A 22,390-nucleotide genomic window follows, 5' to 3' on the forward strand; every position below is an offset into this window, starting at 1 on the left:
ATGTGTTCAAAATTAGTTCAGGTTTAACTTTGAACATATTGTAGGGTTCTTTGCAGGTCTGGATTATTATTGTAGTTAACTGCTATTATTCAGAATTTTCATCTTTAACTTAATCAATTATTTTCTTAATAACCTGAGAACTATTGGTGGTAATAAATTGTTTTTCAAAATAGTAAAAACACTTTTTCTTTTTTCAATTTTGGATATTTCTTCTTTTGAATAAAAACAATCTATTTTAGAAAATTCATCAACTTTGTTTTTAATTAACTTCTCATGATATTGAGAATATAATTTATTTACTTCGCTTGATAATAATATTTTATCATACCTATTATAATATTTTGATAAGATATTTGGAGTTTTATAATTATATGAACTGAAGTGATAAAAAATCAATTTAGAATTGTCCTCCATTAAATATCCTTGGTCTATCTTTTTAATATTATTTCTTTCATGCAAATTCCAAGGAGCAACATTAAAGCCTAATTCTCTTATAATTTTTACTTTATCAAAAAACAAAGGAACTAAGTTAATCCATAGCTGATCAACAAATAAACCATCACACACTTTATCAAAACCAATTTTCAATGTTCGTTCTTCCCACCAATTTAATAATTTTGATGTGTTTTTTGATTTAGGATTTAAAGCAATAAACCCCAAATTATAGATGCCAAAATTTAAAAATGTATTTTCTACTGGTTTTAAGTTATCTACTGAAACAGGTTTTAAAATATGAGGTGTTAACAGTATATCATTAACTTTTAAAAACTCTTCTATTGAATAAAAATCATTAAAAATTTGAATATCGGGATCAAAATAAATAATACTTTCTAAATCATCATACTTCTCAATAAAGTATTTAAAAAATGAAGGTTTTATTGAAGTATTCAATTCTACAATATGGTACTTCTTAATTATTTCTTCAAAACAATAAATATTTATTTTAGCTACAGGAATGATCTCGATATTTTCAAAAAAAGTATAATCAATTGCATCTGAAAATTCATCACATAAACCAATCACAAACTTATAATTTGGATCTTTTTGTAATAATGAATCTCCCAAGACTTTAGCTTGTGCCAAATAATTATTCGAACAAATAGTAAATGCTATTTTCATCTATTGATATTAATTTTATAGTTTTATAAAAAAAACCAAACATTTATTCTAAATATCTTCCACATTAATTTTCTCAACAAAACCCTTTTTAACTAAATAAGATTTTTTATTTAAAGAATAAATTTTATTGTTTGTTTCTTTCAATTTTTTAAGCATAAATGGTAAAGCATCATCTATCTTTACCCCATCAGTTTCTATTATGCTAAAATGCTTGTTATGTTTTTTTCTTAAATTATACGTCCAGTCTCTGGTGTTAAAATTTAGCTTATTCAATTCTTCTTCAAAAAAATAATCAGGGGAATCAAAATCTACTCCAGCCAACAGAATAATTTTGTTTGGAAAACAAATTGAAATATAATTTAAAACGCTAGAAAAACTACCTTTAAAATGATATAATGGGTCTTTTAAAGAAGATGCCCAAAAATCTTCTTTAATTTCACAGTGCTTAACTTTTATAAATTGAATTATAGATTTTTTGGGAACTAAATTGTATAATAAAAAAGGTTTAGTTTTTAAAAATTTAGCAAGGTGGAAAACATATTTATTAAACATATTTACACTAATCAATTTTAATGTATTTCTTGCTAATTTCACTAAAATCAAATTAAAAAACACTTTAAAATGATGTATAGTTTTTATAAAAATATAAACAAAGTATTCTTTATAGAGTTGATCTTTATATAACTCAGAAATAATAAAAGTTGTTTTATTTTTCTTTCTTCTAAATAATTTAAAAATATGTTTCAGCATTAAAATCGATGATTCATCATGAACATCCTCAAAATAAATATGTGTTGGCTTTATTCCTGCTTTTTCATAAAAAGCTGAAAACTTATTGATTGCCAACTTTATGAAACATTCATCAAGTATTTGTTTATCTTCAAGTGAAAAGTCTAAAATACTCTTCCCTGAACCTAGTACCAAAATATATTCTTTTTTTGGCATTAAACCTGTTTTTTCATGGCAATTAGACCTTCATCGACATTCTTTAGAGATAATAAGTAAAGTTCCTTTTGCTTTTTTTCAATATAGGAAATTCTACTATCTATTTCTGAAAGTGCCTCTAAGGCTTTTGCTTTAAATTCATTCCTAAAATTAGGATTTAAAACATCAACCCCCCATTCGGGTTTATCAATATCATCTAAAAACCATTTCATTTTGTTATGAGATATTATTGATAATATAGGTGTTTTACAACCAAAAGGAATCATTTGTGCATGCCCTCTCATTCCTATTACAAGTTTTGGTTTTATATATTCCTCTACAATTCTTTTTGGATGCGAATCATTTAATCTAACTAATTCATATTTTACGTCATGACTTTGCAGAAATGGAATTATGGATTCATCTGAATACATATGGCTGTAAAATTTCAATGGAATTAATTCTGAAAGTTCCTTTAAAACAATTGATATATCGGTTAAAATGTTTCCTATCTTTTTACCAAATCTCAAATGTGAACGATCAAATGCAACATTGAAAGCCACAAAATTTTCCTTTTCTTTACTAAAATCAATTTGATTTGAATAAAGTTCAGATAAAAAGGTGGTCATGCAAGGTTGAAATCTCAGTTTAGTATGTAAATAATCTGGTAAATATTTTTTGATAGCTTCTATACTTCCTGTGTTTCTTAAACCAAGATAGACAGCCTTTTCTGTAAAAGCCTTTATATTTTCTTTGAAAAATGGCTCAAATTCTTCTTGATCTCTAAATCTATTATATCCTACCGCATAAAATACAATAGGGACTTTTATTTTAGATAACATTTCTATTGAACATGGCCATTGCCAACCACTAATATTATTTGCATTAGTATCTTTTAAAAATAGTCCTCCTCCTCCTATAATTAGGCCTTTAGATTTATTTATTTTTTCAACTAATTTTAAATTAACTATTGGATAAACTTGCTGGTTATTCCAGCTCAATGAATTATCAACTTCACACCAAGTATCTTGTAGAGCTAAAGGAAGTAAAGTATCTCCTGCATTTACATAATTAAAAGCCGAAACATGAAATAGCGACTTGCTATATTTTTTAGAATCAATAAGTTTTATTTGAGGCAAAACATTAATAGAATTATTATTCTTTAATATTTTTTTTAGATTTTTTTTAATGATCGCATTCTTTTTATTACTTAAAACAAAACCTTTTAACTTTCTTTTATATTTGCGAAGAGTATTATTTTTTGTATTGTCTTCATATTTATTTTTTTTCGCTTTTCTTACTATTTCTAAGACCCTTTCTTTTTCTTTATTATCAGAACTATTTTTTCCCTCAACTCCTTTAGATGCTATAACTGAAACGAATCCTCTGCTCATAAAAACCTCATTTACAGAAAACCCCTCGCTTTCTAAAAGCCTTGACAAACTTCTATTAGAAAATGTGTTAACATGTACATCCCAAAAAAAAGTATCTAAATCATTAGTATATATATTATCTATTGTTGGGCATTCAATATAAATACACCCATTACTTTTTAATCTTTGATACATGTTTTTCACAAATTGGCGAGGATCTAAGACATGTTCTATCACATGAAAATTACATATAAAATCGTACATTTTTGAATCATTAAAATCATCAAAAAGCAACGTTTCTACATCTATATCATATCTTTTAAGAGCACTATTTACAAATACGGAATCTGGTTCTATACCTTTAACATTATGTCCTCTACTCCTAAGTAACCAAGAAAAACTTCCGGTTCCACATCCAATTTCCAAACAAGTTTTAGGAGATGAAAAAAAAACTGGAAGCTTTTGTTCAAGAAGATGTAATCGTTCTAATGCCCAGGTTTCTGTTTGCCTAAACTTTTTTAAATCTGGTTCACTAGATTTCCTTGCCTCTTTAGAAAAAACTCCTTCTAAGTATAATCGATTTATTTCTTCATTGGAAATACGAGGATAAGTATATATAAACCCACAGTTATCACAAACATAATTTTCAAGATATTTATTACCTCTTGAATTTGTATAAAGTAACTCATTTATTTGTGATTGACATAAAGGACACTTATTCATTATTTATAGAAAATTTAGAGTTTAATAAAATTGGAACAGATGTTGTTAAAGGTGAATTATTAACAAAAAACTTAAAACAATTTTCCTTTTTGTATAACGTTTTTCCAATGTTAAAATGCTCAGGACCGCCTAAAGTTTCTATAATCGTAATACCTGAATAAAATTTGCCATTAGTAAAGGAGCAGGGAATTTTACATTTTACTGAAATATCACCTCCATGGTTTGAACTAGTTCCTAAATTGACCAAAGAAGATGTTAAAGCAACATGGATCATTTGCTCATCTGTTATTGGTAAATGAACAGAAAATGATTTTATCTCTAAGGGACATTTAAATGAAAAAGCAACTTCTATGCTTTCCTCTTTCTTTAAATTTAGTGAAACACCATCTTTATTAACTTCAAATCCATTAACTTTGAAATTATTAATCTCAATTCCGTACGGATTTATTTCATTGGACTTATAATTATCTTCAAAAAGTTTATAATACCCTTCCACAAGTTCTCCTACGTTATCTGTTAACAACTTTTTCTTACCGTTCTCAATCAATAATCCCTTTGTACAAATTCGAGCTATTTGGGGCATAGAATGAGAGACAAATATTACAGCACAATTATTCAGCATCTCAGAAATTCTATTCATACATTTTATTCTAAAACCGACATCTCCCACAGCTAATACCTCATCAATAATAAGAACATCTGGTTCCATTTGAGCTGCTACAGCAAAACCCAAACGTACTTTCATACCAGAACTGTAATTTTGTACTGGCATATCAATAAATTCTTCTAATTCTGCAAAATTGATGATTTCGTTTAGCTTTGTATCTATTTCTTTTCGACTAAACCCTAATATAGCCCCATTGTTATATATATTTTCTCTACCGGATAATATAGGATTAAAGCCTGCACCCAACTCTATAAGAGCCCCAACGCGTCCTTTTATTGTTATTGTTCCTGCATCTGGACTAATTAAACCATTCAAAATTTTTAACAATGTAGATTTTCCAGCACCATTGTTTCCTACGAGACCCAAACAATCACCACGGCGTAACTCGAAATTAATATCTTTAACGGCCCAAAATTCTTTTGGTCGTAATGATCTTTCCTTCTTATTCCCTTTTACATTACTTAATAAATCTTTAACACCATACCATAAACTAGTTTTAAAATCTTTACAGAATTTTTTACTTACTCCTTCTAACGTTACTAAAACTTCTCTACCTTCCATATTTAAGCACTTAAACGTTCTACAATAATAGGGATGGAAATACGATAAAAAATTAGCCCAATTAGTAAAAATGGAATACTACATGCTAAGACTATGAAAAAATAAGATAGATAACCAGAATTTACACCAACTATCAAATCTCTAGTAGTTAAAATCATGGGAGTTATTGGATTCCAAGTCATAAAAATATTCATAAGCCCTTTTTGAGGTATAGCATAAACAACTGGAGTTATATACATTAAAAATTGCATTCCAAAAGAAATAAGCCTTTTTACATCTGTATACAATAGGCCTATTGGAGCAATAAGCACCCCTATAGTAATACCAAACAAAATTGCTCCAAAAATTGCAAATGGTAGTAACAATAAACTCCAATTAAAACCAACTCCATAAAAGATAACAAATAACAAGAGAAGTAAAATTTTAATGGCACTATTAAATAACAATTTATAAATACCAGAAATGATTAAGGCTTCTTTTGGGAAATTAATTTTTGTCATAATACCTCTTGCTGCATTAGTACTTTGTAAGGGCGTATTTATTGCTGATACAATTATGGACCAAATTAATGTTCCTGTGAATGCATAGAGTGGATAAGGAATTCCCGTTTCTGAAAGTTTTACTGTACCTGTACTATTTAAAAAAACCCAAACAAATGCAGTTGCTAAGGGGGGTATAAAAGCCCATAAAATCCCTAAATAAGACTGCCTGTACTGTGCCTTTATGTCTCGTTCTGCGAATTGGCGTGCCAAAAATCTAGAACTATAAATATCTATCAAACTATTCCTTAAGAGTTTTAATGCACTTAAGTTATTTCCTTTTTTATATATTTTAGATTCCAATATTTATAACTTTTTTTTAAAAATTATTTAAAAAATGACTTTATTACAGTTTTGATCTTTTTCTCCTTTTCTTCGTTATCATGGTAACCATTGGCATAACTTCCATAACCATAACCATAGCCATAACCATAACCATAGCCGTAACCGTATTTACCCTTTTGATTATAGCCATTATAAAGAAAACTTAGGTTCTGTATTTCTCCTTTACTGTACTTATCATTTATAAGATTAATCATACCTTTTTTGGTATAATCTTGCCTAATAACATAAATAGAAGCATCAGCATATTCTATAAGTTCTAAAGCATCAGCAACTAAACCTATAGGAGGCGTATCTAAAACAATATAATCATAGTTTTCTTTTAGCTTTTCCATCAGTGAATCCATAGTTTCAGATATAAGTAACTCTGACGGGTTTGGAGGAATAGGTCCAGATGTAATCACATCTAAATTGGACACCTTAGTATGCTGTAAAACCTCATCAAATGTCTTTTGTCCAATCAAATAATTAACTGCTCCAATATCATTCTCAATTTCAAAATCTCCAAATATCTTCGGTTTTCTTAAATCTAAACCTACTAATACCGTTTTTTTTCCACTCATAGCAAACACAGTGGCAATATTTATTGAACAAAATGTTTTCCCTTCTCCGCTAACAGAAGAAGTAACTACCACAGTCTTTGTCCCTTGTAAATTATGTTTTTTATACATGTACTGCAAACTAGACCGTATTGCTCTAAAAGCTTCTGCAATAGTCGATTTTGGCTTTAAATGAACCACTAAATTATTTTCTAAATTATTTTTTCCTACAACACCTAACAAAGGAATCTTAGACAGATTTTCCAAAGTTTGAGGAGTATGTATTTTAGTATCGAAAAAAGTTAATAAAAATGCGAGTAATAAAGGAGGTAATAGCCCTCCAATAATTGCAAATAAATAGCGAGAACTTAATTTTAAATCTATAGGTCTTGCACCTGTATCTTTTGCTTTATCAATTATCAATATATCAGAAACACTTGCAGATTTAATGATATCGGCTTCACCTCGTTTAGCTAAAAACATATTATATGTTCGCTCGCTTAATGAATATTGCCTTTGTATATCAAACAATTCTTGTTGTGCTTTAGGCAATTTTCTTATTTTTGATTCTTCTTGAGCAATTTTTACATCTATAGATTGCGATTCTCTTTTTATCTCATTGGTTGCTGAGCTAATATTTTCTAAAAGCACCGCTTTTAAACCATCTATTTCCCTATCAAGGTCAGCAAAAATAGTGGCATCTTTTCTAACCGTTGAACTATATTTTGATTTCTGTACTGATAAGCTATTAATCTTACTTATGTTAGAAACTATATTAGAGTCTTCAAGACCAGCAATCGCTGGAGCTGGCACTTCTGTAAACGTATCACTAGTTTCAAGGTAAGTTTTTAAACTAGCATAGTAGGCAATTTTTCTTTTATTATTATCTTTTTCTAACTCCAATGAAGTTAATTTATTATTTATAGCAATACTTTCATCATTTAAATTAAATATCTTATTCCTTTGTTTATAATCATTTAAAGAATCGGCATTTGAAGTTAATTGTGATTTAACTCTGTCTAATTGCCCATCAATAAACTCTATTGTATTTGTTACAAATTGATTTTTTCTGTTAAGTTGGTCTTCACTTAAAACTTTTACAGTTTCATTTAAATAATCAACAATTTTAGCTTTATTAACATCTACAATACTTAAATTTAATATAGGAGAGTTTTTTGGATTATCTATGGACAATTTTCTTCTATAATTGCTCACTACTCCATCAAAATTATTAAACTTTAAATAGTATTCTTCATTCAATGTGGTTTTACGACCTTCTTTTAAATATACAACGCCATTTAAATAAGGGAGTTGTATAGTATCGCCTAAATTAAATTCCTTTCTAATTTCTCCTAAAGGGATATCTAAGTCAACTTTACTTTTATCAGTAAAATTCTGAGCCTGAACTAAATTAGATTCAAAATTAATATAAAGTTCATACTTATTATTATCAAGAAACGTAACTCTTACAGGGGTGTTTAACAATTGATTTGTATTAGGTATTAAATCAATTTTAAAGGGGGCATAGGAATATATATCGTCTTTTCTAAATCTGGATTGTTTTAAGTATGTAACATAAAACTCAAGATTGTCAACAACTTTTTCATGAATAGATCGAGATCTTAGAGAATTCATGATTGTCTGTACTTTATCAGAAACACCACCCCAATTAAAGGTTAAACTGGTTGTTGATGTAAATAATGGATTGGATTCATTTTCAATTGAAATTTGAGTACCTAACCTATAGGATTGCTGTTTTCGAATATTTTGTTGATACACTATAAAAACACCAACACCAATAAACAATACAAATAACTTCCAATAACTTAAAACTCTAATTACAAAAGCTTTTATATCAAATGTTGACGTTGATGCTGACTCAGGCACATCAAATTCTTCTTCCATTTTATAGAATTTTAAAGGTTTCTAGTTAAAAAATACGTTGATACCAATACCGACAAAATAGATGCTATTGTCGTTAAATTTTGTATTGCAGTTTGCCCTGCGCCTATAGCTTTACGTTTCAATGGTTTAACTAATATAATATCATTGGGCTGTATATAATAAAATGGAGATTGCATGGCATTAATATCTGTTAAATCTATATGATGTATTTTTTGCCCATCTGGGTACTGCCTAATTACCAAAATATCTTTTCTATCACCTGTGGGAGGAATATCTCCAGCATTAGCTAAAGCCTCTATTATATTAACCCGATCTTGAAATAAGGTGTAAACTCCTGCGCTAACTTCTCCAGTAACTGTATAACGTAATCCAGATAATTTTACAGTCACAAATATTTCAGCAGTTTCTTTAAAATATTGTTTTAAAAGTTCGCTTTGAACCTTATTTTTTATTTCATCAATTGTGAAACCCAAAACATTAATTTCTCCTAAAACAGGAAATTCTATATTACCATGTAAATCAACAGTAAAACCATTAAAATATAGTGAGCCTTGTCCCTGTCCAAAATTATTCTCTCCAACAGGGTTAAATATCCCTACTAGCTCTTCATCTAAAGCTTTTACCTTTATACTCAAAATATCATTCACCTGAACTCGATAAGGTTTTGATAATTGCCGAATCATTAAAGAATCATTAGCTTTTGTTCCTTTATCTTGTAAATAGACAAGATCTTTATTGGTTATACACGAAGTACATAAAATACCAAAAACAAAAATACAACACCAAAAAAGTCGCTTCATTATATTATAAGTGGGGATATGATTTATGACAAATATAAGTTTTCGTCTTGAACAATAAAACTTATGACCGGTTTTTTGGTTTTTTATCCGTTATTTGTAAAAAAAAATCCTTTGAATTATTTAACAGTTGAAAATATATCTAAATCCTATGGAGAGCTAACGCTTTTTGAAGGCATTTCTTTTAGTGTACATAAAGATCAAAAAATTGCTTTTGTAGCGAAAAATGGAACAGGAAAAACCTCTATTCTAAATATTATTTCGGGAGATGATGAAGCCGATTCTGGTTCTGTAATCTATAGAAAAGGTATTGCTGTATCATTTCTATCACAAGATCCTAAGTTTGATAACAATTTAACTGTTGAAGAAACTATTTTCGCGAGCGATAATCCTATTTTAAAAGTCATTGCTAATTACGAAAAAGCCCTTTTAAACCCAGAAGATTCAGAAGCATATCAAATAGCTTTTGAGCAAATGGAACAACACCAAGCCTGGGATTTCGAAACACTTTACAAACAGATTCTTTTCAAATTAAAACTAGATAATTTAAGTCAAAAAGTGAGTACACTTTCTGGTGGACAAAAAAAACGGTTATCGCTTGCCAATGCGCTAATAAACAAACCAGATTTATTAATTCTTGACGAGCCAACTAATCATTTAGATTTAGAAATGATTGAATGGCTGGAAGCGTTTTTCGCTAAAGAAAATATTACGCTATTTATGGTAACGCACGATCGTTATTTTTTAGAGCGTGTTTGTAATGAAATTATCGAATTAGACGAAGGCAAACTATACAGTTATAAAGGCAATTATTCATATTATCTAGAAAAACGAGAAGCTAGAATCGAGCAAGAATCTGTTGAAGTAGGCAAAGCAAAACAACTGTTCAAAAAAGAGCTTGCTTGGATGCGTCGTCAACCTAAAGCCAGAACCACTAAATCGAAGTCGCGAATTGATGATTTCCAAGACATAAAACATCGTGCACATCAACGAAGAAACGACCATGAAGTTCAGCTCGAGCTGAACATGGAACGACTCGGTAGTAAGATTTTAGAATTTCATAAAGTATCTAAAGCATTTAAAGACAAAACGATACTTGACAAATTTGAGTATACCTTTCAAAAAGGGGAACGCGCTGGTATTATTGGAAAAAATGGCACAGGTAAAACCACATTTTTAAACATATTAACCCAAACCGCTCAACCAGACTCAGGTAAAGTTGTTAAAGGAGATACGGTTAAATTTGGATATTACACTCAAAATGGCATCACTATAAAACCTGAACAAAAAGTTATTGATGTCATTCGGGAATTTGGAGATTATATTCCTTTAAAGAAAGGCAGACAAATAAGTGCACAACAGCTTCTGGAACGTTTTTTATTCAGTAGAAAAAAGCAATATGACTTTGTTGAAAAGCTTAGTGGTGGAGAACGAAAGCGTTTGTACTTATGTACCGTTTTAATTCAGAACCCTAACTTCTTAATTCTTGACGAACCAACAAACGATCTAGATATCGTAACACTTAATGTGCTTGAAAGTTTTTTATTAGATTTTCCTGGATGCGTCATTGTTGTATCTCACGACCGTTATTTTATGGATAAGGTTATTGATCACCTGTTTGTATTTAGAGGTGAAGGTGTTATTGAAGATTTTCCTGGAAATTATACAGACTATAGAGTTTATGAAGATAGTCAACCCGTAATTTCAAATACTCAGGAAGATAAAAAAGATAAAAATGCTTGGAAGAAAAATGATTCTAATAAATTGTCTTACAACGAAGAAAAGGAACTTAAAAACATTGAAAGTAAATTAAACTCTTTGGCCTTTGATAAAAAAGAATTAGAAAACAAGTTTAATAATCCTGAACTAACACAGGACGATATCAACAAACTATCTGATGAATTACAAAAAATCATAGATACTATTGAAGCTAAAGAAGAACGTTGGTTTGAGTTGTCGTCGAAACTTGAGGAATAGTTTGGCTCTCAAAGTCACCAAAACACAAAGAATTTAAGTTTTTTTAATTTAAAGACAAACAACTGATCGTTGCAACTGTTCCACTGAAACTGAACACTACGACTGCCAACTGAACACTGAAACATGTATCAAATCATTCAATACATAAAATTTTTAGTAAAATCTACCAATCAACATGGTGTACACTCCCCTTTTGTTTATAATTTGATTACTAAGTGTTTTTATGACAAAACGAATTATGATACCTATAAGCACATATTAAACTACAGAAAAGACCTTCTAAAAAATAAAACAAGTATTGAAGTAAGTGATTTAGGAGCAGGGTCACATGTGATGAAACAAAAAGAACGTACTATTTCATCAATGGCAAAAAATGCAGGTTCAACGAATAAAAGAGCAAAACTCTTATACCGATTAGTAAATTATTTCAATCCCAAAACTATTTTAGAGCTAGGTACATCTCTTGGGATTTCAACACATGCCATGAGTTTAGCAAATCATGAATCTAAAATTACTACTATTGAAGGCTGTCCTAATATTTCAGAATTTTCAAAAGTAAATTTCAAAAAATCCAATTTAAGTAATATAGATATTAAAACTGGTGACTTTAATACTATCATAAACCAATTATTACCCAATAACTACGATCTTGTTTTTTTTGATGGGAACCACCAAAAGGAAGCGACCTTAGAGTATTTCGAAACACTTGTACAAACAGCTAATAACTACTCCATATTTATTTTTGATGATATTTATTGGTCTAAAGGCATGACCGAAGCATGGGAAAGCATTAAACAGCACCCTAAAGTATCTGTTACCATTAATACTTTTTTCTGGGGGTTTGTATTTTTCAGAAAAGAACAGGTTAAAGAGCATTTTGTTATTAGAGTTTAGTAAATTCATATCTTTTAAAAATTAAATCATTTTAAAAATCATTAATTAAAAAAAATGAACAAATTATTAACCCTGTTTTTACTTTTTAGTTTAAATGCTTTTTCTCAGTTTAAATTGATGGATAAAAAACTAGAAGAAAAATCATTTCAAAGTTTAAACAGACCATCTACAGAAAATAAACTTTCTAATTTTTTAAAACAGCGTATCCATCCTGATGAACTAATTTCATTGGATTATTCTACTAATCCCAATTTAGACAATAGCATACGAGCTCAATTTGAAGTAGATCAAATGGGAAAGCCTTGGAATTTTAGAATTTATACAGGAAAAAGAGACCTTAATAAAAAGTTAGAAAAACTTTTAAAAGAATTTTTACTAGAAGAAGTACCTAATCTTTCAGATTTACATCAAGCTAAAAATAAAATACAATTATTATCAAAAGAAGGTGATAAAAGTATCATCAATGCTAGTTCTGTTATAGTGAGTGATTACCCCCCTGTGTTTGATAATTATCAAGACAACAGCACACTATCAACTCAAAAAGAAGCTAACAAAAAAAAACTAAATGCTGATTCTAGCATATCTGATGTATTTGAACGTTTTCCCATATCTGGTGATTGTCAAAACATTGCATTTAATGACGCATATGATTGTTTTAAAACATATCTTGAGAACTTCATTATCAATAATTTAAACAATGACTTATTAAAAAAAGAAGAAATAATTGGTGAATTAAAAACGAACATTCATTTTAAAATTGACAAAAAAGGCCAATTAAAAGATTTAAAATGTTATTCATATAACGAAACTATTGAAAAAGAAATCATAAGAATACTTAATCTTTTTGCAGCAAAAATTATAAAACCTGCAAGAAGAAATGGAATAGCTTTTGAGTCTGCTGTAAACAGAATAGTTTTACTTTATATTGTTGAAGATCTTACTAAAACAAAGATCTCTAACCTTGAAAATAATCTTTTTACGAAACATTTCAGACAAGAATTATCAACTAAAAATATTAATTCAGCCAACTTAACCCCTAGAAGACCTGTAATCAAGCTGCTTTTTAGTTTTAATAAAAAAGGTAATTTATCTAATATTGAGACAAATACAAAAAATGAAAAACTAAGTAAAAGCATTATAAGAGCCTTTAAGAAATTTCCTTTGGATTTAATTAATTTAGATAAGTCTATTGATAGAATCTATTCACTTAACATTATAAGAAATGTAACGGATAAAAAACAAGTTTTATGTGATAATGAGTTCCAATGGATATCCGTAGGCAACTTTAAACAGTGTTATAAATGCAAGGATATAGATAATATAAAAGAATTTAATATTGATCAAATTCAAAATTATATAGTAAATAAATTCAATTCTAAAAACGATTCATATAAATTAACAAAAAGCAGTGGCTTACCAAAACCACCGTTTATAAATCTACAGGCATATATTTCTCAAGAGGGCACATTACAAATTAATAATATGGTTAAAACTGAAAAAATAAGCACTACAAATACCAAAGACCCTATACTTAGTCAAATTAAATCCATTATTGAGCAGATGCCAAAATATTTAAAACCGCCATTGAAAAATGGAAAACCACATCGCTTTGAAATGGGTTATATTCCTTTTGAATTAATCAAACACTAAATTTTCATGAGTCCAGGTTAAAACACAGTAAATCTATAGATTTTGCAATAGATTTTATCTGTAATAGATTTTCTATAATACATAATGCGAGCTTAAGTAATAATAATAAGTAAAATAAATGAATGCAAACTTCGTAATAGAAAAGGCTGAAACTTCAAAGAAAATGACACCAGCAAAAAAAGAAATCAGGAAAGAAAAACACTCGTAAATTTAATAGCAAAAATTTAAGAGAGAACACATAAAACTTTGTGTCTTTGCGCCTTTACAAGAAATGATTTAACTTTGAATCATGAAATGAGTAAAATAGATTTATCTCGCTAAACTAAAAATATACTTAGCGAATTACATCTGACCTCTAAAGAAATAATAACTATCAGATGAAAATCTACACCAAAACAGGAGATAAAGGCACTACGGCATTATTTGGAGGTACGCGCGTACCAAAACATCATATTCGTATTGAAAGTTACGGGACCATTGACGAACTAAACTCGCACTTAGGTTTAATTCGCGATCAGGAGATTAATCAGCACTACAAAGATTTATTAATTCATATTCAAGATAGACTTTTTACCGTAGGAGCAATTTTAGCTACCGATCCAGAAAAAGCCATTTTAAAAAACGGAAAAGAGCGCTTAAATATCCCTAAGATTTCTATTGAAAATATTGAGCGTTTAGAAAAAGAAATGGATGCTATGAATACCGAACTTCCTCCTATGACACATTTTGTACTTCCGGGCGGACATCAAACCGTGTCATTCTGTCACATAGCACGCTGTGTATGTCGCAGAGCAGAGCGCTTAGCTACATCTCTTAATGATATTGAAGAAATTGATCCTAGCGCATTAATGTACTTAAACCGCCTTTCTGACTATCTTTTTGTATTGGCACGAAAATTGTCTTACGATTTACAAGCAAATGAAATTAAGTGGGTTCCCGAAAAAGAATCTTAACATAAAAATAGCTTGCAAAATAGTAACAAAGCATTAATAATTTCGCCTGTTTAGATTAAAAAAAGATATGTTCTTTAAAATTAACGATTAAATAATTCATTTTTTTCTTGTCTGTTTAAACTAAAAAATTATTTTTGCAAAAAATTAAACACAATAGAAAATGTATTGGACATTAGAATTAGCATCTTATTTAAGTGATGCGCCTTGGCCAGCAACAAAAGACGAGTTGATAGATTACGCTATTAGAACGGGTGCACCGTTAGAAGTTGTTGAAAATTTACAATCAATCGAAGATGAAGGAGATTCGTACGATTCCATTGAAGAAATCTGGTCTGATTATCCAACCGATGAAGATTACCTCTGGAATGAAGATGAATATTAATAAATAAGCATAAAGAATAGTTAAAAAGTCTCGATTTGAGGCTTTTTTTTTGTCTTAATATTTATAAAACAACATAACAAAATGTATCTTTGAATGCTTTACAAAAGCAATTAAGTCAAACATAACAAAAAATACTACTCATAGAATAATTTCTGAGTAAAAATTAAAATATAAACACATGAGTTTTTTAAATTCTGTACTTAAAGTATTTGTTGGAGACAAGTCCAAACAAGATGTCAAAGCCATCTACCCTATAGTAAATCAAGTTAAAACCTTTGAAGCCTCATTAGAAGCATTATCTCATGATGAATTACGAGGCAAAACATCTGAGTTTAAGGGAAAAATAGCTGAAGCTACTAAAAGTATTAATGAGCAAATATCAAATCTTCTTGAAGAAGCTGAAAACACAGAAGATATAGACAGACGAGAAGACATCTACCAAGATATTGATAAGTTAAAAGATGATGCTTACAATGCATCTGAAGCTGTTTTAAACGATATTTTACCTGAAGCTTTTGCTGTAGTTAAAGAAACTGCAAAGCGGTTTACAAACAATACAAGCATTACTGTTACAGCAAACACTTTTGATAGAGAATTATCTGGAACCAAAGAATATGTCGCTTTAGAAGATGATAAAGCGGTTTGGGCAAACTCTTGGGATGCTGCCGGAAAACCAATCACCTGGGACATGGTTCATTATGATGTACAACTCATAGGTGGTATCGCCATGCATCAAGGTAAAATTGCAGAAATGCAAACTGGTGAGGGGAAAACGCTAGTAGCAACACTTCCTGTATATTTAAATGCCCTTGCTGGAAAAGGGGTTCACCTAGTTACGGTAAATGATTACTTGGCAAAACGTGATAGCGCTTGGATGGCACCAATTTTTGAATTCCATGGTTTAAGTGTGGATTGCATTGATTACCATCAACCAAATTCAGACCAACGAAGAAAAGCCTATAACGCAGACATCACTTATGGAACTAATAACGAATTTGGGTTCGATTATTTACGTGATAATATGGCGCATTCTCCGGACGACTTAGTACAACGCCCACATAATTATGCGATTGTAGATGAGGTGGATTCCGTATTAGTAGATGATGCTCGTACACCATTAATTATTTCTGGGCCAATTCCTCAAGGAGAACGTCATGAATTTACAGAATTAAAACCTAAAGTAGACGATATTGTTAATGTACAACGTAAATATTTAACCGGTGTTTTAGCTGAAGCGAAGAAACTAATTAAGACAGGTGACACAAAAGAAGGCGGTTTTCAACTCCTTAGAGTATATCGTGGTATTCCTAAAAACAAAGCACTTATTAAGTTTTTAAGTGAAGAAGGTGTAAAGATGCTGCTTCAAAAAACGGAGAATTTCTACATGCAGGACAACAACCGAGAAATGCCAAAGGTTGATGCTGAATTGTACTATGTTATCGAAGAAAAAAATAATCAAATTGAATTGACCGATAAAGGGATTGATTATCTCTCAGGAAAAGATAATCCAGACTTTTTTATCTTACCGGAAATAGGGCTTGAAATTGCTAAAATTGAAAAGCAAAACCTTTCTGCGGAAGAAGAAGCCAATTTAAAAGAAGACTTGTTCAAGGATTTTGGTGTGAAATCTGAACGTATCCATACACTTAATCAACTTTTAAAAGCATACGCTTTATTCGAAAAAGATACACAATATGTGGTCATGGATAATAAAGTGATGATCGTTGATGAGCAAACAGGTCGTATTATGGATGGTCGTCGTTATAGCGACGGATTACACCAAGCGATTGAAGCTAAAGAAAATGTAAAAATTGAAGACGCTACTCAAACTTTTGCAACTGTAACGCTTCAAAATTACTTTAGAATGTATCGCAAACTATCAGGTATGACAGGTACAGCTGTTACCGAAGCTGGTGAATTTTGGGAAATCTATAAACTAGATGTTGTTGAAATTCCAACTAACAGACCTATTGCCAGAGATGATAGAGAAGATTTAGTTTACAAAACAAAACGTGAAAAGTATAATGCAGTTATTGATGACGTTACCAAACTATCTCAAGCAGGCCGACCAGTTCTAATCGGTACAACCTCTGTAGAAATTAGTGAATTACTAGGTAAAATGTTAAGCATTCGTAAAATACCTCATAACGTATTAAATGCAAAACAACATAAAAAAGAGGCTGATATTGTTGATCAGGCAGGTAAATCAGGACAAGTAACTATTGCCACAAACATGGCAGGTCGTGGTACAGATATTAAGCTATCTGATGAAGTTAAAGCTGCTGGTGGATTAGCTATAGTGGGTACAGAACGTCATGATTCACGTCGTGTGGACAGACAGTTACGTGGTCGTGCAGGTCGTCAGGGAGATCCAGGAAGTTCACAATTCTACGTGTCGTTAGAAGATAACCTAATGCGTTTATTTGGTAGCGAACGTATCGCAAAAATGATGGATAAAATGGGACTGAAAGAAGGCGAAGTTATTCAACACTCTATGATCTCGAAATCTATCGAACGTGCACAGAAAAAAGTTGAAGAAAACAACTTCGGTGTGCGTAAGCGTTTATTAGAGTACGATGATGTTATGAATGCACAACGTGAAGTTGTATATAAACGCCGTCACCATGCATTATTTGGAGAGCGTCTTCGTGTAGATTTAGCAAATATGATTTTTGATACTTCTGAAGGAATCTCAGAAACAAACAAAGGGGCTAACGATTATAAAAATTTCGAGTTTGAATTAATTCGTTATTTCTCAATGAATTCCCCAGTTTCTCAAGAAGAATTTGGAAACCTTTCTGCTCAAGAAATCACATCAAAAATATACAAAGCGGCTTTCGAGCATTACAAGGAAAAAATGACTCGTAATGCAGACATTGCATTCCCAGTAATTAAAAATGTATATGAAACACAACGCGATAAATTTAAACGTATCGTTGTTCCATTTACAGATGGCATTAAAAGTTTAAATGTTGTTACCGATCTTGAAAAGGCCTATGAAACCAACGGTAAACAATTAATAACCGATTTTGAAAAGAATATCACGCTTGCCATTATAGATGATGCCTGGAAAACACATTTACGTAAAATGGATGAGTTAAAACAATCCGTTCAATTAGCAGTACACGAACAAAAAGACCCATTACTGATCTACAAATTTGAGTCTTTTGAGTTGTTTAAGGAAATGATAGACCAAGTAAATAAAGATGTTATTTCATTCTTATTTAAAGGTGAGTTACCACAGGAAACTCAAAATACTATTCAAGAAGCACGTGTTCGTAAGCAGGAAAAATTAAATACTCAAAAAGACGAAATTCCTAATCTAGATGAACGCTCTGCACAAAATAGAGCTGCTGGAAATACACAACGTCGTCAAGAAGTTGTAGAAACGATAGTTCGAGACAAGCCAAAAATTGGTCGTAACGATCGTGTTACAATAAAACATGTTATGAATGGCGAAAACAAAACTGTTAAATATAAACAAGCCGAACCATTAATCGCTAAAGGTGAATGGGTCTTGGTTGAAGAATAATCCTTGTTTAACTTTATATAATTTAAAAGAGGCTGCCCAAAAAAGGCAGTCTTTTTTAATACAATAATTTCAGTAAAAATGAACTTATTCAACAAAAAACATGGTGATTTAATCAAATACATGAATGCTTTTCAAAAAGCAATATATTTTATTATCCCAAATTAACAACCATCTAAATAATGTGAGTTTAAACGCGCTATACATGCTTCATTAGAGTATTAGGATCTGGACAGTTTTCAATATAGAATTCTAAATCTTTTTTACTGCAAACACCAGGGTAATCCCCCATATGGTTTTGTATATCTTTTATAATTTGAAAGTGTAAATGTGGTGGATAATCACCATTTACTGCAAAGTCTCCAAGAATCGCAATCTGCTCTCCTTGTTTAAAAGTTTGATCTACTTTTAAATCTTTAATAGACGCTAAACTCAAATGCCCATAAAGTGTGTAAAATACGACTTTGTTGATCGTATGTTTTAAAATAATGGTTGGACCATAATCACCATAGTTCGTATTATTTTTAAAGCTATGAACAGTAGCATCAAGAGGTGCATAAATTGGTGTATTGGCAAGACACCATAAGTCGATACCTAAATGAATATTACGTCCGTCTTCTGCTTGTTTGTTAAAATGTGAACTGCGTTTATATATATTTCGAACTTCTAAATACCCCCCATAAGCCACCAAGGCATTATGCTTTTTAATATGATTATTAACATATTCATTCAATTTCGATGATGAGGATACATCAATACTATTCAAAGTTTCATTAGATTCTGATAAATCTAAAGATATGTATTTGGTATTTGGAATAGATGCATCCAATACCCGAAGTGGTTCATTACTAATGGAAGAAAGAAAATATGAAAAGTCTTTTAAAATCATATCTTAAGTTTCGATACTATAAAACATTTCAGAGTTTATTTGTTTCAACTTTGGAGTGTTTTTTAAATTATAGTTCCTATCAAATTTAAACAACTACTTCTCCATAAAGATCAAAGTCTTCGGCTTCAATAATTTTTACGGTAGTAAACTCTCCTGTTTTTAAATAGGTTTTAGTCGCATCAATTAGCACTTCATTATCAACATCTGGTGAATCATACTCGGTACGTCCAATAAAATAGTTACCTTCTTTCCTATCAATAACCACTTTAAAAGTCTTCCCTATTTTTTCTTGATTGAGTTCCCAAGAAATCTGTGATTGTATCTCCATAATCTGATTAGCGCGTTCAATCTTTACTTCTTCCGGCACATCATCTTCTAAATTGTACGCATGTGTGTTTTCTTCATGAGAATATGTAAAACAACCCAAGCGCTCAAAACGCATATCGGTAACCCACTGTTTTAATGTTTGAAAATCTTCTTCCGTTTCTCCAGGATACCCTACAATAAGGGTAGTTCTAATGGTCATATCCGGAACAGCTGCTCTAAATTCTTTAAGTAACTTGGTTGTTTTCTCTTTAGTAGTACCACGACGCATACTTTTTAAAATAGCATCAGAAATATGTTGTAATGGAATGTCTAAATAATTACAAACTTTAGGCTCACGATTCATAACATCTAAAACATCCATCGGGAAACCTGTTGGAAATGCGTAATGTAAACGAATCCATTCAACTCCCTCAACTTTTACTAAAGCCTCCAATAATTCCGCTAAGTTTCTCTTTTTGTATAAATCTAAACCATAATAGGTTAAATCCTGAGCTATTAAAATGAGTTCTTTAACACCATTTGCTGCCAATTTTTCAGCTTCAACAACAATCTCCTCTATAGGTGTACTTCTATGCTTACCTCGCATAATTGGGATGGCACAAAAGCTACAGGGTCTGTCGCAACCTTCAGCAATTTTTAAATAGGCATAATTTTTAGGTGTTGTTGTTAAACGTTCTCCTATTAATTCATGTTTATAATCAGCTCCTAAAGCTTTTAATAATCCTGGCAGTTCTGTCGTTCCAAAATACTCATCCACATTTGGAATTTCTTTTTGTAGGTCTGGTTTATAACGCTCACTTAAACATCCTGTAACGAATACCTTATCAACATCTCCCGCTTCCTTTTTTTGCATGAATTCTAAAATGGTATTCACACTTTCTTCTTTTGCATTATTAATAAACCCACATGTATTAATAACTACAATATTTCCTTCTTCTTCATGAACAACGTCTTTACCACTAGCTTTAAGCTGACCCATTAACACTTCACTGTCGTAAACATTTTTACTACAACCAAGAGTTACAACATTTATCTTGTTTTTCTTAAGAGTTTTTGTGCGCATACTATTTTTCCACGAATGTGAAAATCTTTTTAATTAATAACGGTAATCAATTTAGGGCGCAAAGATACAACCTTAATTAAACCTTTTATATATTTAGAGGTCTTAATTACTAAACCTACAACTATGAAAAACATGACTTGCATCCCATTATTTATCTTGATGGTTTTATTTAGTTGCTCGAAAGACGACTCCCCAACATCTCCAGAACTTATAAATAATAGTCTTTATTTTCCTCCCATAAATTCTGATACTTGGGAAACCAAATCTTTTACAGATTTAGAATGGGATGTCTCTGCTTTACAACCACTATTAGACTATTTAGAAGATAAAAACACAAAAGGTTTTATAATCCTGCATGATGGTAAAATTGTAGTTGAGCAATATTTTAACAACCATACAGCAACATCGCCATGGTATTGGGCAAGTGCAGGTAAAACATTAACCACGGCAATTTCTGGAATTGCACAAAATGAAGGGCTAATAAATATAAACAACAGCGTTTCCGATTATTTAGGAACAGGTTGGACGAGTGCTACTTTAGAACAAGAGAACTTAATTACTTGTAAAAACTTATTATCTATGAATTCTGGTCTGGATGATAGTTTAGGGGATAGTGTTTCTCCTATAAATCTTAAATATATAGCAGATGCCGGTACAAGATGGGCCTATCATAATGTTTATGTGAAAATGCAGGATGTAGTTGCTCAAGCCAGTAACCAAAGTTGGTCTAACTATTTTAACACAAAATTGAGAGACAAAATTGGTATGACCGGCGCATGGATAGATTCGAATGATTTTAGTGTTTATTGGAGTAATACTCGTAGTATGGCTCGTTTTGGTTTATTAATTTATGCGAAAGGTACATGGGAAAGCTCTTTAATAATTCCTGAAAACTTTTTAAATGAAGCAACTAACACCTCACAAAGTATTAATCAATCATATGGTTATTTATGGTGGTTAAATGGAAAATCATCTTATCATTTACCAGCTAGTCAATTAGAATTTAATGGTGAATTAGTCCCAAACGCTCCAGCTGACATGTACGCTGCTTTGGGGAAAAATGATCAAAAAATTTATATCGTTCCCAGTAAAAAACTTGTAGTTATTAGAACGGGACATGCTGCCGATAATATCAATTTTGCCTTATCATCTTTCGATAATGATCTATGGGAGAAAATCAATGCTTTGGTTAATTAAAATAGGATTGTCAAATTAATAAAATGAAAAAACCGAAGAA

At 30.6% G+C, this 22,390-nt stretch carries 16 protein-coding genes; 7 read left to right on the forward strand and 9 right to left on the reverse strand.

The features are described from left to right. Positions 1-117 precede the first annotated feature (117 nt). Genes Q4Q34_RS01170 through Q4Q34_RS01200 form a run of 7 tightly spaced genes read right to left on the reverse strand, consistent with a single transcriptional unit; the run spans position 118 to position 9,492 of the window. The gene (locus tag Q4Q34_RS01170) at positions 118-1,119 is read right to left on the reverse strand and encodes a hypothetical protein (protein ID WP_303317369.1); all 1,002 of its coding nucleotides are present in this window, start codon (positions 1,117-1,119) and stop codon (positions 118-120) included. 48 nt (positions 1,120-1,167) lie between these two features. Then, a complete protein-coding gene (locus Q4Q34_RS01175) occupies positions 1,168-2,064 on the reverse strand; it encodes a hypothetical protein (protein WP_303317368.1) in 897 nt (298 codons plus the stop codon). Beyond that, the gene (locus Q4Q34_RS01180) at positions 2,064-4,139 is read right to left on the reverse strand and encodes a methyltransferase domain-containing protein (RefSeq protein ID WP_303317367.1); all 2,076 of its coding nucleotides are present in this window, start codon (positions 4,137-4,139) and stop codon (positions 2,064-2,066) included. The genes Q4Q34_RS01175 and Q4Q34_RS01180 overlap by 1 nt, the downstream gene beginning before the upstream one ends. After that, positions 4,132-5,367: an ABC transporter ATP-binding protein gene (locus Q4Q34_RS01185; protein ID WP_303317366.1), complete on the reverse strand. Its 1,236-nt coding sequence runs from the start codon at positions 5,365-5,367 to the stop codon at positions 4,132-4,134. Before Q4Q34_RS01185 ends, Q4Q34_RS01180 begins: the two co-directional genes overlap by 8 nt. A 2-nt stretch (positions 5,368-5,369) precedes the next feature. Next, positions 5,370-6,209 (reverse strand): ABC transporter permease, encoded by an 840-nt coding sequence (locus Q4Q34_RS01190; protein WP_303317365.1) that lies wholly within the window; start codon positions 6,207-6,209, stop codon positions 5,370-5,372. Between the two features lie 23 nt (positions 6,210-6,232). Then, a complete protein-coding gene (locus Q4Q34_RS01195; RefSeq protein ID WP_303317364.1) occupies positions 6,233-8,692 on the reverse strand; it encodes an exopolysaccharide transport family protein in 2,460 nt (819 codons plus the stop codon). 11 nt (positions 8,693-8,703) lie between these two features. Beyond that, positions 8,704-9,492 carry a polysaccharide biosynthesis/export family protein gene (locus Q4Q34_RS01200; protein ID WP_303317363.1) on the reverse strand — a complete coding sequence of 263 codons (789 nt, stop codon included), beginning with the start codon at positions 9,490-9,492 and terminating at the stop codon, positions 8,704-8,706. Between the two features lie 111 nt (positions 9,493-9,603). Between Q4Q34_RS01200 and Q4Q34_RS01205 the strand changes: the two genes are divergently transcribed. The 6 genes from Q4Q34_RS01205 (at position 9,604) to secA (ending at position 18,877) form a co-directional block, all read left to right on the forward strand. After that, positions 9,604-11,466: an ABC-F family ATP-binding cassette domain-containing protein gene (locus Q4Q34_RS01205; protein WP_303317362.1), complete on the forward strand. Its 1,863-nt coding sequence runs from the start codon at positions 9,604-9,606 to the stop codon at positions 11,464-11,466. Positions 11,467-11,589: 123 nt separating this feature from the next. After that, positions 11,590-12,360 carry an O-methyltransferase gene (locus tag Q4Q34_RS01210; RefSeq protein ID WP_303317361.1) on the forward strand — a complete coding sequence of 257 codons (771 nt, stop codon included), beginning with the start codon at positions 11,590-11,592 and terminating at the stop codon, positions 12,358-12,360. Positions 12,361-12,414: 54 nt separating this feature from the next. Further along, positions 12,415-14,010, forward strand: coding sequence for a hypothetical protein (locus Q4Q34_RS01215; RefSeq protein WP_303317360.1), 1,596 nt, complete (start codon positions 12,415-12,417; stop codon positions 14,008-14,010). A gap of 377 nt (positions 14,011-14,387) precedes the next feature. Continuing rightward, complete coding sequence (locus Q4Q34_RS01220; protein ID WP_303317359.1) at positions 14,388-14,963, forward strand: cob(I)yrinic acid a,c-diamide adenosyltransferase; 576 nt, start codon at positions 14,388-14,390, stop codon at positions 14,961-14,963. A 160-nt stretch (positions 14,964-15,123) separates the two neighbouring features. Next, on the forward strand, positions 15,124-15,345 hold the full coding sequence (locus Q4Q34_RS01225; protein ID WP_019387375.1) for a DUF2795 domain-containing protein: 222 nt from the start codon (positions 15,124-15,126) through the stop codon (positions 15,343-15,345). A gap of 178 nt (positions 15,346-15,523) precedes the next feature. Then, entirely contained in the window at positions 15,524-18,877 is a 3,354-nt protein-coding gene (secA, locus tag Q4Q34_RS01230) for a preprotein translocase subunit SecA (protein ID WP_303317358.1), read from the forward strand. A gap of 196 nt (positions 18,878-19,073) precedes the next feature. Here the strand turns inward: secA and Q4Q34_RS01235 are convergent, their stop codons facing one another. Together Q4Q34_RS01235 and rimO are read right to left on the reverse strand one after the other, a co-directional pair. After that, on the reverse strand, positions 19,074-19,763 hold the full coding sequence (locus tag Q4Q34_RS01235; RefSeq protein ID WP_303317357.1) for a peptidoglycan DD-metalloendopeptidase family protein: 690 nt from the start codon (positions 19,761-19,763) through the stop codon (positions 19,074-19,076). 85 nt (positions 19,764-19,848) lie between these two features. Continuing rightward, positions 19,849-21,153 carry a 30S ribosomal protein S12 methylthiotransferase RimO gene (gene rimO, locus Q4Q34_RS01240; RefSeq protein WP_303317356.1) on the reverse strand — a complete coding sequence of 435 codons (1,305 nt, stop codon included), beginning with the start codon at positions 21,151-21,153 and terminating at the stop codon, positions 19,849-19,851. 132 nt (positions 21,154-21,285) lie between these two features. Here rimO and Q4Q34_RS01245 point away from each other — a divergent pair, with 132 nt between their 5' ends. Continuing rightward, positions 21,286-22,350 carry a serine hydrolase domain-containing protein gene (locus Q4Q34_RS01245; RefSeq protein ID WP_408611547.1) on the forward strand — a complete coding sequence of 355 codons (1,065 nt, stop codon included), beginning with the start codon at positions 21,286-21,288 and terminating at the stop codon, positions 22,348-22,350. The last annotated feature ends 40 nt before the right edge of the window (positions 22,351-22,390 follow it).

This window comes from Flavivirga abyssicola (assembly GCF_030540775.2).
GTDB classification, from domain to species: Bacteria; Bacteroidota; Bacteroidia; order Flavobacteriales; family Flavobacteriaceae; genus Flavivirga; species Flavivirga abyssicola.